Here is a 13,940-nt window from a genome sequence, read left to right as displayed (position 1 = left end):
TAAGGTTAAGTTAGTACTAAACCAAGTATTACTAGGGCTACCTCCTACTCCTAAATTACTATTAAAAGCAACAGTTTGAATGTGTTTAGTCTGTAAAACTATACTAGACCCCCCTCCAGAAGGGGTAGCAGGTTCATATCTACTATTAGCAGAACTATAGACTAATACTTGACCATCAGTAGGCGTAGTAGTGTGAACATCTACACCTTGTAATTTATTAGCATTCCACTGTGCAGTAGAGTTCCCAACTTGAGACGGAGTAACAGAGTGAGGGTTAGATGTATTGCTAACGTGATTAGATAAGTTAGTTGTTACAGCTAAATTAGTTTCATTAATATCAATATCTATTTCAGAGTTACTAGTATCGTTAGTAATAGTTACTTTATTTGAGCCACTATTAATCTTTTTAAATTCTAAGTTAACTCCACTCTTTTGTTTAAATATTCCAACTCCATCAGTACCAACATTAGAAGCAGTATTAGCTTCACCTTCTCCACCTCCACCACCTCCTCCTGCTATGTCATCTACATATTCTAAAGTGTTAGAAGTACTATTAAACTTAAGGATTTTACCATTAGCTTTGTTAGTATCATCTATTTCAACACCTTTAATCTTATTAGCATTCCATTGTGCAGTATCTTTACCCACTTGAGTAGCTGTTACAGAGTGTGGATTAGAGGTATTAGTAGTGTGATTAGTTAAGTCAGTTGAAGTAGCTAAACCAAGACTAGAAGTAGGTTGATTATCCCATGTAGAAGTGATTGAATCATAGATTAATATGTCACCTGCATTGGGGCTAGAAAGCTCTACATCAGTCAAATCAATTAAGCCAATAGAATTAGCTTCTGAGCTAGCTGACTGGGCTATTAACTCCCAATCTATAGCTTCAATTGATGGTGTTTCAGTAGTAGTCTTATTGGCTCTATAGCTAGAACCATTATAGAAAACTCCTTGATTCTTTCTATATACTTTACTATTAGTCCAATTCCCAGCCCATAGAACTGAGATTCCTGTACAAGACATTAGCTTAAAGCCTCCGCATCAATGTAGATTTCAGTGTTAGGCTCCATACCAGTTATTTCAATTCTGTAAGCTGTGGTATTGGTTAATGAATATCTCTTAATAAGATTGTTATCTGTAACTGGGTCGCCTATTGTTTCATAAGATAAACCTACTAAAGCTTTGAAAGTGTAGGTAATATTTGCAGATGCAGTTATTTCTATGTTTATCTCTTTATAATTAGAATTATCAATAGTCTGACCAATGTAAGTCTGAGCTTGGATAAGCGTTGGAATACCAAAGTCTGTGTTGTCTAATTTTTCAGAGAACATAGGCACAGTGTCTTCCATCTCTACCCCATAGTCAACTAAGTAGCTGTAGGTAAATTGACCTGCTGATGTCCATATACCATTGGTAGCTGGCTTTTCCCTTAAGGCTTCTTTATCTTCTAACTTGTACTTTCTATCAATTTCTTTTAACTCAATAGCTGTAAGTCTTTTCTGATCTTGTAGAGTGATTTCTTTATCTTCTTCTCTGGCGATCTCAGCTAACTTAGCATTCTTTTCAGCTTCAATAATTGCTAATTTTTCTTCTAAAGTATCTTTACAACAAGTAGTAGAAGCACCATTACTTATAGCTTGTATTACATCACGTTGAGTCCAGAATTGAGCAGCAGTTAATGTAGCTAACTTATGAATTGTAATATAGGCTCTTAAGTGTAAAAAGTAATCTGTTTGAGCTTTTTCAATTAACTCTCTATCTCTAGTAATAGATGTACCAGAACTAGAATCAAACTTAACTACTGGGTCATTTACATAATAATATTTGACTCCAAAGCCTATTAGATTCCAAGCATCAATAACGCTAGCTTCTATAGAAGTAATCACATTACTAGATATGGTGGTTTGTATATCTTCTAATCCTTTTGCTTGAAGGTCAGATATAACAAATAAGGTTAATAAGTTTGCTCTATTAATATCGACAATACTAGTGCTTGTATCATTAAGAGAGGTTCTTATATAGTTATTAAAAAAATCATTCCAAGTAATTGATACTGGCATATTTTTATTAAATTAATCTATTAGGGAATCTTTTAACATAATTAATAATAGTGTTTTTATCTAACCCATTTAAAAAAATGGTAGGAGTGTAGTTACTATAAGTAAGACTTGAAGAAAGCACTACTACATCTGTATTGTTATTAAAGCTTGGATTGTTTTTAAAGCGTTGCTCTATGCTTACAGTAATTAAACCTGACTCATTCCTTAAATGATATAAAAGTGTACCGCTATATACTTTAGATGTACCTATGTGAAAGAAATAACTAACACCAAAAGGGCTTTGTCTTAACCTACCCCATATATTGTCTGGAAAGTTATTTGGATACCATAGATTAGTTTCTATATGGGTTACCAAATATTCATCATCAAGAAAGTCTACATAATTAAAACTACCTAAATCAACTGTAGCGTTACTTAATGACGCTACTTCAGCTATATACCCTGGTATAAAATATGCTGGGTAATCAGTTGCACCCAAGGTACAGCTTGCGTTATCAACATTTATGGTTACAGTACCTGCGGTTTGTAAAGCAGAGCTAAATGATGTGGTTAATGCAGGGACATATACTAAACCAGAAAACTGATTTATTATTGAACTTCTTACTATATCTCTTTCTAAAGCTTTGTACCTTTCTAAATCTGCAAACATAATGTTTTATAGGAGGGGATTAACCCCCCCAATTTAATTAAAGGTTACTGGGAATAGAGTAACTAGTAGCACTTAATTGTAGAACTGCTACAGCACCTCTATGGTTAGGTGCATAACCCCAACCATCAGTCATGATCGTGTTCTCTAAAGCAAAGCTAGATTTAATATCAGTTTGTAATCCAGCTAAACTAGCAACAGTAGGAATTCTGCTGAGGAAAGGTGTTTTGTTAGCCCCACCATCAACACCCACACAGATTGCATAACCTACAGGAACTATAGGTGTTTTGATAATAGGAGTATTGCTAATGAAACCCACCAAACCTTCCCAAGGTGATAGCTGTCTCATTCTGTCATTAGAAGCACCACCAGTAGCAATTTCAAGGTTGCGTCCAATTTGGTTTTCTGCTGGTACAAACCCACTCAAAGCTTCCAGAGAATATTCATAATCAGAAATCCAGATTTCTAATTGCTTGTAACCATGATGTCTGACTTTATCAATTAGCTTTGTGCGTATTTCAGCTACAGTGGGAGAACCTGCACTAGCAACAGCAGTATAGTGTTGTAAATCTCCAGCTTGGAAAGTATATCCATTAACTGAAGGTGCAGCAACAGAACTATCACTGTTGTAGAAAGGAATACTGGTAGTTTGATATTTGTTAATAGAGTCAATTATTACTCTGTTAGTATTAGTGAAAATGGTTTGACGTAATGCACTAAACCTAGCTTTTTGAAAAGAGGTTAATTTAGCTTGTACATAACCAGCTAACTCATCTCCAGTCATCAGTTTTACTGCTCTAGAAGAAAGAGTTAATGCAGTCATAAACTCTTCATAAGGAATTTCTTGGGTGTAATCCCAAACAGTAGAGCGAGAGCTAGGTCTAGCTGACTCAGTTAAACTTTCAAGAGTTTCCCCATCATAATATTTGACAACTTTCTGAGGGGTATTAATTGCTTCTACTAGTGGGTCAAAGAACCTAGAGTTCATGTCACCATAGAACAACATATCCTGGTCTAATTCTCTCAAGATAGATACAACAGATTGATTATCAACTGTTACTAACTCAGCATCATTAGAGCTAAGTTCACCAAAAAAAGTAGTGTTGTAAGTCATATATTTTTAAATAATTAATTATTTGAATTAAACAGAAACTTTAAATTTATTAGCAGTTAGAGCAATCCCAACTTTCTTAGTTCCTGTACCTGCAACAATCCCAGCAGCACCAGCGAATACAGCAGCGCCAGGTGTAAGAGCTAATGAAGTGCCTTTGTTCTCAATAATGCAGTCATTATCTACTGCTAAAGTTGTACCTGCCTTGCGAGAGTATCTAGCCACTCCTATAGGCTCAAGAGAAGCAGTACATAGGATTGCTTGACCTGAACTATTAACAGCTACTACTGCACCTTCAGGAATGTCTACTGCACACACTAAGTTAACAATAGAACCATCCAAATGAGATGAGTTAATAAATCTATAAAGGACTGTGTTGTAAGCTACGTTTTGCATAATTTTAATTGTTAGTAATTTATATTTACTTGTGTTTATTTAATAACCACGCCAAGCTTTCACTTTGCGATCTTCTTCAGTAGAAGTCTTGTTAACAGATACTCCAGGTTTTGTAACCACAGAGTTACCATTAGTATTGGGGCTTTTTGCTAAAACAGCCTGTAAAGCAGTCTGTATTTTAGGAACTAAATTTTCTCTTAATTCTGCTTCCAAAGCTTGCTGTTTAGCTAACAAATCTGCAACTACTTCTTCCTGAGAAGAACCTGTTGGTTTTATCCCTAGAAGTTTAACCATTCTTTGAAAGTCAGGTTTAGTTTGAGCTAAGGCAGCCTCATAATCAATCTCAGGAGTGGGAGGGGTAATGGAGGTTTCTAAACCTAAATCCAATTCTTGTGTTTGCTCATCCATATTTAAACTTTTTGTAGTAGTTGTGGTATTTCATTTAGAGGAATATTAATTAAGAAGTCTGGGTCATTTTCATAGTAGATGGCATCTAACTGCGCTGATACTATACTGCAAATGCTACAACTTTCTAACCCTACTGAATCATTAGCTGACTGAATTAGCTGGCTATTTCTAAGCTGACTTAACTATTAGCTGACTCTAGTGCTGACTATTGTAAGTTCAGACCAATCTACTAGAGTTTACTAATATTGAACGCTTCAGAGTTGAAGTTAGCACAGGTAATACAACTAATGAGTTGTCCAATGGTTAGTTAATCAAGAATTACAGGTTACCAAGTTTTAAAGTCTTCTGTCTATTCCTTCTTATAGTTTTAGAGAAAGGGATTGAATGTTATGTCTTCTTCTCTTTACTAGATTAATAGTGGCGGCTCAATTTCAGTTAACTAAATTATTTATACTGCTCAATTAATACAACTTTAGCTATGGCCATTAGTTATGGAACAGAATATAATAGATGTATAAGCGAACACAGAGATTAAAACTTATGAAACTAGATAAAATTACTTCAATCAGATTATTTGCAGGTCACAATTCCAAGCTTGAAAAAGTAGCTGAGTTTGAAGGACTTGACAAAAGTGACATTATCAGAAAGGCAGTTCAGCTTTATTTAGCTGAGTATGAGAGTCACCCTTTCTCTTCTTCTTTAACTTAATCCTATAAATAAAACCAGCTCTTATAAAAGGGCTGGCTAAATAAATTACTCAAATAAATTTTAAAATAATACTTCTTACAATTATATGACTAACTTAAATATTCAAACCATTGATAGCTCCTTAGTAGTAGATTCAAGATTGGTGGCGACTGAGTTGGGTATCCAACATAAGAATCTAAAAGAGCTAATCAAAACTTATCAAGCTGACTTTGAAGGCTTTGGTAACCTTTCCGTTTCAAACGCAGGGGTAGTTGGAACTCTTGGGTATGCTGAATTCTATTACCTAAATGAAGACCAGTGTTATTTACTTCTAACCTTTGTTAAGAATACTCCTGAAGCTAGACAAGCAAAGATTAATTTAGTTAAAGCATTTAAGGGGGCTAGAGAAAAGGCTGCCCAACCTCAATTACCTACTGATTACTTAACTGCATTGAAAGCATTAGTAGCGGTTGAGGAAGAGAAGCAGCAGTTAGCATTGGAGGCTGCTCAACTTAGACCTAAAGCTGAAAGTTGGACTAGACTTTGTGATACTGATGGGACAATGAGTATTGCTGCTGTGGCTAAGAATTTAGCTATCCCTGGTATGGGGCCTAACAACTTATTTAAATTTCTTAGGGATAAAGGTTTTGTTTTCTATGATAATCAAGGTTGCAATATTCCTAAGTCTACTTTGGTAAATGACGGTTACTTAAGAACTGTACAAAAGTATGACTTTAAAAGAAATAGAAACTACTCAGTCTGTGTTTGCACCTTTAAGGGTTATAGCTTTATCATGAAGCACCTAAAGAAAGCTGGCTATACTATTCCTTCTGATAGTCCTACTACAAATACAGCAGCTTTGGTAGCCTAAGACCAAAGGGAGAGAAGTAATTATGATGCTTCATCTCTCCAGAATTTACCTGCTCCTTTTCTCACTAAAACTAAATAAAAAACTGAATATGGAAGATTTTATTAAAAAGATTGATAAGTACCAGCTTAAGATTACCCAAAAGATGAAGGGTAGATTGGTAGCTAAAGCTTTAGAAAAGTTAATAGGTAAAGCTCCTACTAACCAGCAAGTAGCCTATGTATACTCCTTGTTAAGAGTTAGAAACCAGAAAGCACAAGATAATGAGCCTAATGATTATTTACAAATACCAGTTGAGTACTTGTTTGCCCTAATGACTCCCTTCTCAGTAGAAGATTATAAGACTAAACTTAAATTTAAAAAATATATGGCAACTGTTACAAAAGAAACTATAGACCCTTTATTTGATTTTATTAGTGTTACAGGGCATGGAGAAGGTTATTGTCGCAGGTTTATGCTTGGAGAGGAACTAATGGAGGAAATTAAAGAAGAATTGACTAAGTTGATAAATGGGGAAGATGATGAGTTAGCATTTGCTAAACCTGACCTTAATGTTGGGTTAAAGCCTGCTGCTTGGGGTGGTAGATGTTTAAGGTCTAATCAACTTCCTGAAGTAACTAAAAAAGCTTGGGAGAAGTTAAGGGATTCTAAATTTGTATTTGACTTGAAGTTATTTAGGTCAAGAGAAGGTAGAAAATTTAATAGAAGTCTTGATTTAAGTACAGACCAAGAGGAGGCTTTAGGAAGCGCTCTAGATGATATCCAGGAAACTAATGAACCTCAGTATCATGGTAAATTCTACATTCAAGAGCCTGGAAGACTACATACATCAGGTGGGCCTATGGCTCTAACAAGTAAAATTAGAAAGCACTATGTTAAGCCAACCAACAAAGCCAACAAGGTTATGGAAATGGACTTAAAGTGTGCTCAGTTAATTATTCTTTGTGATATCTTGCAAGCCTCAGAAACTAAGGAACAGATTCTAAGTATTATTAAGACTGATAGTATTTGGAAGCATATAGGGCCTACTACCTTACCTAAAGAAGTTAAGAAAGTAGTCATTTATGGTTTCTGTTTTGGAGCCAAAATAAGTGAGCTTCCTTTTCTAGCCACTCAGAAAGCTGAAAAGAAACTAGGTTATAGATTCACTGTAACCAAGGAAATGGTTAATAGTTGCTTTGAAGGTATTCTAAAGCCCCTTGTAGAGCTTAGAGATGAATGGTTAGCTAACTACACCATTGACAAGATTGAAGCTGGTGAAATTGAGAAGGTTATTCATACAAATGCCTTGGATTTAAGGTTTAACCTCAAGAAGGAAACCAGTGAGTACAGAAGTGAAGTCAAGAAAGGTAAAGTTAACAATTCAAAGATTGGGGCCAAGCTGTTATCTCACCTAGCTCAGGGTGCTGAACAACTTATTATACAGAGAATGATTGGTGAACAGATAGATGAAAACATCCTCACCTATTCTTACGATGGTTTGAGTGTAGAGGTTGAACCTTCTAAAGTTGAGGAAATTAAAGAAAGATTGGCTAGCTGGTTAGCTCTAGAGTTTCCAGATTCTCTACTAGAATTTGAAGTTTACTAAAAACTAAATCTAACAAAACTTATAGGGGTAGCTAATTCAGCTACCCTTTTTTTCATTTAATAGCAAGAGTCAAGAAAGCACTTCAGTTAACTTTCCACCAAGCAACCTAAAACTGCACCTAGCTAAAGGAAAATTGGGTATAGAGGAATAGATTGGTCAACTACAATAAGTAACCGCTATAGTGAGGGTTAGCTTTTCAGCCTAAAATTCAGCTATCTGTAAGAAGTAAACCAAACAAGATAATCAACATAGCAAAGTACAAACAAGAGTATTCCAATTCTCTACTAAAGCAAGCATAGAGTAATCAGTTAACCAAACTATCTATCATGCATTATTATTAATATATATACTTAGATTACAACCTATAGGTAACAAGGTCTACAGCCATTTCAACTTACTACAACTTTTTTCTAGGTTAAATTCTATACATTTAATGCACTTAGATAACTATACTAGGGTTAGCTTTTCAGCCTAAAATTCAGCTATCTATTCTAACTAATGACAATCAATGCTACAAATCAGCAATACAGAACACTAAGTTATCTAATGTCCTAGATTAGTTTAGTAAAGAGTAATAAGTTAACTATAACTAAATTCATGCATTATTAGTATAGTAGATAGCTTACAAGCCTTACCCAGTAAAGATTACAGCCACCAAAAAGTCTTACAACTTTTTTCCTAAACCCCCAGATTTCATCATACTAATATCAAGGAGTGCTATGTGAAATAGCAGTTACAGTCTTTTCTATTTCTAATAAATCTTTGACTTCTTCTACTGCCTCTTCTTTAGTTCTCCCAAAACTTCCTTCCCCAATTTGTTTTATGTCTGTCACAGTGTTATTGTAAAACACTAGCCTTAAAGCTATTTCTTGTAAATCTTCTGTGGCTACAATATACCTTAAAGGTTTATTGGGTATCTCTTTATTAACATCATAGGTTTTTGTCCCTTTGCTAATTAAAACCCCAAAGATACCTTTACCTAAAGCATGAGGATTACCTTCTGCACATTGTAGATATTTATAAGTACCATTATCTACAATTAGAATGCCCCCATTTTCCCAAGGCATAGTGCGGGTATTGACAGGTAGTTTCATTCTAATATTAAACTTAAGAAAACTTCTAACTACAGTTTTCTTAGAAGGAATCTCTTCTTTTATATTTGCACAGGTATTAGGTTTGGCTTGGGTAACTGTACTATTACTTAGCAAACTCAAGGTTAACAAAGCGACTACTAGTGTTTTCATGTAGGTTTAAAAGAAACATTATATACATCCAGTCTACCATTTACTCTATATGATTGGTAAACTGGGGGTATAAAAAATTAATATGTTAATTGAGTATGAGAAGACCTTTATTTAACGCCGCATCTAAATACATGGTGGAGGTGTGTAGAGATAGAGATTTGGTTAATGGGAGTATATAGGTAGATAAACTGATTCTGCGGTAGGAGAAGCTGTTAGCGATCGCATCCTAGCAGCCACCACTATAGCTAACTAAATATCCATCATCTACACTCAATCCTTTCTACAAGCTAAACCATACTACCTACCCCCAACTTACCCGCAGTGCCTCTCTACAGGGTCAAGTTTACCTAAACGATGTAATCTCTATGTTTACAGTTACCATGCCTTCATGGGCTTTGTAGATGGAGTTAACTACTTCTCTGTTGACAGAACCAGTTTACTTTAGTGGTGAGCGATCGCAATAAGGCATCCTGTGCAGGGTGTTTTTTAATTTAGCTAGCCGTAGTGATTTAAGTCACATACGTTAGTTAGCTTGATGATTTAGGGTAGGCGGGTACTTGATTAAGCAGGCGTGTACTTATGACTGATAGGGAAATTCTCAAAGAAATATTAGAGATACAGCGCCAATTAATTAATAATCTTATGCTTCAAGCATCTCTACCTGACCAGCATATCTATTACAGTCCGGTATTGCTTAAGGTTGATGAGTTGATAGAAAAGGTGGCACAGGAGTAGCTAACTAGCCATTAGCCCCTTCATATCAAGATAACCGGATGAGTTAGCTACAAGATTAGCTAACTCATCCGGTTATTATTTCTCTAAGTTAGCCTCATTTATCCTCTTCAAAGTTTCCCACGTTAACCCTCCACTGGAGTTTAATTAATTTTTCAATAATATAACGTGAATCCTCTTCCTTTATTATTACTTGAGCTAACCGTAATGCAAGTTCAGGTTTGTCTGGAAAGTGGACATCTATCTCATGAAGAGTCTTTATAAATGAGTCTATCTTCTCTTTGCAGGAAATCAACTCTTCTTCTATCAGTTTAAAGATTGGAGTTTGCATTTGATTATTCCTCTTTATTAAAGTTCAGGTAGCGTAGGTTTTTTAACTGAGCCTAGATAATGCTCATAAAGCACCTTAATGTTATGCCCTGTGATAGCAGCAGTCTCCTGAATAGTCATTCCACTATCAATGCAATGGGAAGCAAAAGTGTGCCTAGTTTGATATAGATTTCTATGCGGGATACCTAAGGTCTTGAGGGTAATTTTCCAACACCTTTGAGAAACATTATGGTCATCTATGCATAAACCTGTTGGAGAATTAAAAACCAAATCTTCAACCTTACCTTTAGGTCTTCTAATTAGCATTTTGTAAACCGCATTATTTACTGGAACTACCCTATATTTAGTATTCTTAGTAGTTCGTCTCTCTCGTACATTTGTCTGACCCTTGTAGCGACCTAAAGTTTCATAGATATGCAGTTCCCTTTTAACTAAATCTACATCTCTCCAGAGCAGCCCAATAGCCTCAGAAGTTCTAGTTCCAGTATTGAATAACAATAGGATAAAGTCGTGGTAATGGGAGTAATGCTTATCCTCTTTAAGATGATTTAATATTTGTGTAACTTCTACTTTTGTAAAAGGTTTAGCTTTAGGTTTCTGACCCGCCCTAACTTTTATGTCTCCAAATAAATCTCTTCGTAATGTTTGGAGAATAGCTAAATACCTTTTTTTAGAACTAGGAGCTAACTTTCTAATTTCAGTTAACCACTTCATGAATGCCTTAGCATCTGCTGAGGTTTTAATAAGCTTTTTATATGCCTTCAAAGACCCCAGTAAACCTACATCAGCAGAGTTATATCTATACTCTATCCTCTGCTGCAACATCTCAATTAGAGGAGGGAACCTGGACTCAGGAGGCTTAACTCCGCTACCATTCCCTGAATAGGTTATACCCTGTAACCAAAGATTGTATTTATTGAGGGTGTGATCAAATTGACCTACTAGGCAGTCTTGATACACTAATTTAGCGCAATAGGATACTCTAGCCCTCTCTTCAAGGTTATCCCAGCGTCCCCAACTTAGTGAATAGCTTTCATCTTGGTAAGTCCATCTAAGTAGACAGCTATTACCATTCTTTCTGACCCTTAGTTCTCGCATTGTCTTATGCAAATTTATGCAAATGCACTAAGACAACTTATATTAAACTAACGTAAGAATAAGCTTTCTAGGGTTTTTGCCCTCAATGCCATTGAGGTGCGCTACCAACTGCGCTATAACCCCTTGAAATCCATTATATATAATGGCTTAATGTTTAATACTTTGTCAAGCTTTTATGAAAAGTAAATTTTAAATATCTCAGCTAGCACCCAATCACAACGAGACTTGCAACAAATAGGTCATACAGTGCCCCATTAAAAAGTAAACTACTAACATAGCAGCAGCAGCCAGAGCAACCAATGTACCAGCCAACATTAGAGAAAATTCTTTACTCTCGTAGGCTCTTTCCATTAAGTGCAGCGACCACGCTACCAGGGCTACATCAAAAAGTAAAATAGGAAGCAACATATTTTTTAATATTTGTTAATACTTGTAAAATAATATTAACACCCTTTTTGAGAAGTGTGTCTAACCGCAGATAGTTGTCATTCATTAATAATTTATGGATCAAGATAATGTTCTTACTGGCACATTGCGATCGCGCAAATAATTTTTTATTTCTGCTACACTCAATTGTCCGTAATGTAACAAAGACGCGAGTAATGCCGCTTCAGCTTTTCCTTCAGTCAGGGCAGTGTAAATATGTTCACAATTACCTGCTCCACCAGAAGCAATAACTGGAATTTCTACGGCGTTTGCAATAGCCCGTGTAATCTCAATGTCATACCCGGCTTGGGTTCCATCCGCATCCATGCTTGTTACTAAAAGTTCGCCAGCTCCCCGTTTTTCAACATCTTGTGCCCACAGTAGAGCATCTAAACCTGTATTTTCCCTGCCACCCCGCACATACACATCCCAACCTGGATTCTCCGGGTTGTTTCTGCGTCTGGCATCAATTGCAACAACTATGCACTGATTACCGAAGCGATCGCTCGCCCGATTAATCAAGTCTGGATCGCGCACCGCCGCAGAATTAATACTAACCTTATCAGCGCCGGCTCGTAACAAAGCTTTAACATTTTCTAAGGATTGAATGCCACCACCCACAGTCAATGGAATAAAGACCTGTTCAGCAGTTCGGTAGACCACATCTAAAATTGTCGCTCGGTCTTCATGAGTAGCTGTAATATCCAGAAATACTAACTCATCAGCACCGGCTTCGTTGTAAACCTTGGCCAGTTCTACCGGATCGCCTGCATCTTGGAGATTGACAAAGTTAACTCCTTTTACAACCCGTCCCGCCTTCACATCTAAGCACGGTAAGATTCTTTTAGATAACATAATAACTTTTGTACTTCTGGGTAATTGACCGGAATTTAAATTTTAAATTGGCGCGGGTATTTCCAAACGAAAATTTTCACGAGCATGGGGCATGGCGCATGGGGAAGAGGCAGAGGAGCAGGGCGCGGGGGGCAGGGGGGAAAACTCTGCTCCCTGCTCCCCACTCCCTGCTCCCCACTCCCTGCTCCCCACTCCCTAGTCCCTTATAAAGTAGATAGCTGAATTATGGCGATAATCTCCTCGAAAAAACAGCCTCCAGAACCCAACGGAGAACCAAAGCAGCTTCGAGAGTCTGTGAAAGCACCATCCACAGAAAATATTTTGAAGCCTGAAGCTGCTATTGATGAACAAGAACAGCAGGAAGAGGGTATTCGACCACATCGATTTGCTGATTACATTGGGCAAAAAGATTTAAAGGATGTGCTAGATATTGCCATCAAAGCAGCCAAGTCTCGTGGTGAGGTGCTGGATCACTTGCTGCTGTACGGGCCGCCGGGATTGGGAAAAACCACAATGGCAATGATTTTAGCATCGGAAATGGGGGTAAATTACAAAATTACCAGTGCGCCTGCCCTAGAACGCCCACGGGATATTGTCGGGCTACTGGTGAATATGAAACCAGGTGATATTTTATTTGTGGATGAAATTCATCGCCTCTCGCGGATGACGGAGGAAATTCTCTATCCGGCGATGGAAGATTATCGCTTAGATATTACTATTGGTAAGGGTTCTAGCGCTCGAATTAGAAGTTTGCCGCTATCAAAGTTTACCCTAGTGGGTGCTACAACCCGTGTCGGTGCTTTAACTTCACCACTGCGCGATCGCTTCGGTTTGATTCAAAAACTACGATTTTACGAAGTTGACGAACTGACTCAAATTGTACTGCGAACAGCTCAATTACTTAAAACCCCTATTACAGAAGATGGTGCCACAGAAATTGCCCGTCGTTCGCGCGGAACACCACGGATTGCTAATAGGCTACTTAAAAGAGTCCGTGATTATGCAGAAGTAAAGTCATCGGGAGAGATTAATGAAAGCATTGCATCTGAGGCATTGCAACTATTCCAAGTAGATCCATGCGGTTTAGATTGGACAGACCGTCAGATGCTAAGTGTGTTAATTGAACAATTTAATGGTGGGCCAGTGGGGTTAGAAACAATGGCAGCAGCGACGGGTGAAGATACCCAAACAATTGAAGAGGTATATGAACCTTACCTGATGCAGATTGGGTATTTAACTCGGACTCATCGTGGAAGGATGGCGACTAAGGCAGCATACAAGCATTTGGGATTTACGCCGCCTAATGAACAGTTGTCACTATTGTAATTATGGGCATGGGGCAATAACAGTGCTGAGTGCTGAGTGCTGAGTTAAGAGTTAGGAGTTAAGAGTTATTCTCCCCTCTGCCCCACTCAGCACTCGAAACTCGGAACTCAGCACTCTTAAGGGGCATTGGGCATTGATTGAAAATGAGTCTTTGAACTCCATTAA

Annotated in this window: 16 protein-coding genes; 5 read left to right on the top strand and 11 right to left on the bottom strand. The window is 37.1% G+C overall.

The annotated features are described in order from the left end of the window. The 6 genes from VB732_RS30770 to VB732_RS30745 all read right to left on the bottom strand — a co-directional run. Nucleotides 1–1,023: hypothetical protein (locus VB732_RS30770; RefSeq protein WP_323234647.1), on the bottom strand; the 1,023-nt coding region annotated here is incomplete at its 3' end. Next, nucleotides 1,023–2,060 (bottom strand): hypothetical protein, encoded by a 1,038-nt coding sequence (locus tag VB732_RS30765; protein ID WP_323234646.1) that lies wholly within the window; start codon nt 2,058–2,060, stop codon nt 1,023–1,025. The genes VB732_RS30770 and VB732_RS30765, both read right to left, overlap by 1 nt. A gap of 7 nt (nt 2,061–2,067) precedes the next feature. Beyond that, the gene (locus VB732_RS30760) at nt 2,068–2,709 is read right to left on the bottom strand and encodes a hypothetical protein (RefSeq protein WP_323234645.1); all 642 of its coding nucleotides are present in this window, start codon (nt 2,707–2,709) and stop codon (nt 2,068–2,070) included. A 37-nt stretch (nt 2,710–2,746) separates the two neighbouring features. Continuing rightward, nucleotides 2,747–3,820 carry a hypothetical protein gene (locus VB732_RS30755; protein WP_323234644.1) on the bottom strand — a complete coding sequence of 358 codons (1,074 nt, stop codon included), beginning with the start codon at nt 3,818–3,820 and terminating at the stop codon, nt 2,747–2,749. A 27-nt stretch (nt 3,821–3,847) separates the two neighbouring features. Beyond that, on the bottom strand, nt 3,848–4,213 hold the full coding sequence (locus tag VB732_RS30750; RefSeq protein ID WP_323234643.1) for a capsid cement protein: 366 nt from the start codon (nt 4,211–4,213) through the stop codon (nt 3,848–3,850). 39 nt (nt 4,214–4,252) lie between these two features. Next, complete coding sequence (locus tag VB732_RS30745) at nt 4,253–4,621, bottom strand: hypothetical protein (protein WP_323234642.1); 369 nt, start codon at nt 4,619–4,621, stop codon at nt 4,253–4,255. A gap of 540 nt (nt 4,622–5,161) precedes the next feature. Here VB732_RS30745 and VB732_RS30740 point away from each other — a divergent pair. The 3 genes from VB732_RS30740 (at nt 5,162) to VB732_RS30730 (ending at nt 7,764) form a co-directional block, all read left to right on the top strand. After that, nucleotides 5,162–5,329 (top strand): hypothetical protein, encoded by a 168-nt coding sequence (locus tag VB732_RS30740; protein WP_323234641.1) that lies wholly within the window; start codon nt 5,162–5,164, stop codon nt 5,327–5,329. Between the two features lie 85 nt (nt 5,330–5,414). Beyond that, on the top strand, nt 5,415–6,179 hold the full coding sequence (locus VB732_RS30735) for a phage regulatory protein/antirepressor Ant (protein WP_323234640.1): 765 nt from the start codon (nt 5,415–5,417) through the stop codon (nt 6,177–6,179). A gap of 22 nt (nt 6,180–6,201) precedes the next feature. Beyond that, entirely contained in the window at nt 6,202–7,764 is a 1,563-nt protein-coding gene (locus VB732_RS30730) for a hypothetical protein (protein WP_323234639.1), read from the top strand. A gap of 707 nt (nt 7,765–8,471) precedes the next feature. On the opposite strand, the gene VB732_RS30725 is transcribed toward VB732_RS30730, so the two are convergent. Continuing rightward, a complete protein-coding gene (locus tag VB732_RS30725) occupies nt 8,472–9,008 on the bottom strand; it encodes a hypothetical protein (protein ID WP_323234638.1) in 537 nt (178 codons plus the stop codon). Nucleotides 9,009–9,587: 579 nt separating this feature from the next. Between VB732_RS30725 and VB732_RS30720 the strand changes: the two genes are divergently transcribed. After that, nucleotides 9,588–9,743 carry a hypothetical protein gene (locus VB732_RS30720; RefSeq protein ID WP_323234637.1) on the top strand — a complete coding sequence of 52 codons (156 nt, stop codon included), beginning with the start codon at nt 9,588–9,590 and terminating at the stop codon, nt 9,741–9,743. A 94-nt stretch (nt 9,744–9,837) separates the two neighbouring features. Here VB732_RS30720 and VB732_RS30715 read toward each other — a convergent pair whose 3' ends face one another. The 4 genes from VB732_RS30715 to hisF form a co-directional block, all read right to left on the bottom strand. Next, nucleotides 9,838–10,071 (bottom strand): hypothetical protein, encoded by a 234-nt coding sequence (locus VB732_RS30715; protein WP_323234636.1) that lies wholly within the window; start codon nt 10,069–10,071, stop codon nt 9,838–9,840. A 17-nt stretch (nt 10,072–10,088) separates the two neighbouring features. Beyond that, nucleotides 10,089–10,895, bottom strand: coding sequence for a site-specific integrase (locus tag VB732_RS30710; protein ID WP_323234635.1), 807 nt, complete (start codon nt 10,893–10,895; stop codon nt 10,089–10,091). A gap of 486 nt (nt 10,896–11,381) precedes the next feature. After that, the gene (locus VB732_RS30705; protein ID WP_100901219.1) at nt 11,382–11,576 is read right to left on the bottom strand and encodes a hypothetical protein; all 195 of its coding nucleotides are present in this window, start codon (nt 11,574–11,576) and stop codon (nt 11,382–11,384) included. A 99-nt stretch (nt 11,577–11,675) separates the two neighbouring features. Further along, nucleotides 11,676–12,449, bottom strand: coding sequence for an imidazole glycerol phosphate synthase subunit HisF (hisF, locus tag VB732_RS30700; RefSeq protein WP_323234634.1), 774 nt, complete (start codon nt 12,447–12,449; stop codon nt 11,676–11,678). Between the two features lie 225 nt (nt 12,450–12,674). On the opposite strand from hisF, the gene ruvB reads away from it, so the two are divergent. Beyond that, nucleotides 12,675–13,775, top strand: a complete 1,101-nt coding sequence (gene ruvB / locus VB732_RS30695) for a Holliday junction branch migration DNA helicase RuvB (RefSeq protein ID WP_323234633.1) — start codon at nt 12,675–12,677, stop codon at nt 13,773–13,775. Nucleotides 13,776–13,940 lie beyond the last annotated feature (165 nt).

The sequence above is a fragment of the Nostoc sp. UHCC 0252 genome (genome assembly GCF_034931145.1).
Taxonomy (GTDB): Bacteria; Cyanobacteriota; Cyanobacteriia; order Cyanobacteriales; family Nostocaceae; genus Nostoc.
This window is presented reverse-complemented; position numbering and strand designations above follow the sequence as displayed.

Coding starts and splice junctions, on each gene's coding strand:
- VB732_RS30765 (WP_323234646.1), bottom strand. CDS start 2,060: ATGCCAGTATCAATTACTTGGAATGATTTTTTTAATAACTATATAAGA.
- VB732_RS30760 (WP_323234645.1), bottom strand. CDS start 2,709: ATGTTTGCAGATTTAGAAAGGTACAAAGCTTTAGAAAGAGATATAGTA.
- VB732_RS30755 (WP_323234644.1), bottom strand. CDS start 3,820: ATGACTTACAACACTACTTTTTTTGGTGAACTTAGCTCTAATGATGCT.
- VB732_RS30750 (WP_323234643.1), bottom strand. CDS start 4,213: ATGCAAAACGTAGCTTACAACACAGTCCTTTATAGATTTATTAACTCA.
- VB732_RS30745 (WP_323234642.1), bottom strand. CDS start 4,621: ATGGATGAGCAAACACAAGAATTGGATTTAGGTTTAGAAACCTCCATT.
- VB732_RS30740 (WP_323234641.1), top strand. CDS start 5,162: ATGAAACTAGATAAAATTACTTCAATCAGATTATTTGCAGGTCACAAT.
- VB732_RS30735 (WP_323234640.1), top strand. CDS start 5,415: ATGACTAACTTAAATATTCAAACCATTGATAGCTCCTTAGTAGTAGAT.
- VB732_RS30730 (WP_323234639.1), top strand. CDS start 6,202: ATGATGCTTCATCTCTCCAGAATTTACCTGCTCCTTTTCTCACTAAAA.
- VB732_RS30725 (WP_323234638.1), bottom strand. CDS start 9,008: ATGAAAACACTAGTAGTCGCTTTGTTAACCTTGAGTTTGCTAAGTAAT.
- VB732_RS30720 (WP_323234637.1), top strand. CDS start 9,588: ATGACTGATAGGGAAATTCTCAAAGAAATATTAGAGATACAGCGCCAA.
- VB732_RS30715 (WP_323234636.1), bottom strand. CDS start 10,071: ATGCAAACTCCAATCTTTAAACTGATAGAAGAAGAGTTGATTTCCTGC.
- VB732_RS30710 (WP_323234635.1), bottom strand. CDS start 10,895: ATGTTGCAGCAGAGGATAGAGTATAGATATAACTCTGCTGATGTAGGT.
- VB732_RS30705 (WP_100901219.1), bottom strand. CDS start 11,576: ATGTTGCTTCCTATTTTACTTTTTGATGTAGCCCTGGTAGCGTGGTCG.
- hisF (WP_323234634.1), bottom strand. CDS start 12,449: ATGTTATCTAAAAGAATCTTACCGTGCTTAGATGTGAAGGCGGGACGG.
- ruvB (WP_323234633.1), top strand. CDS start 12,675: ATGGCGATAATCTCCTCGAAAAAACAGCCTCCAGAACCCAACGGAGAA.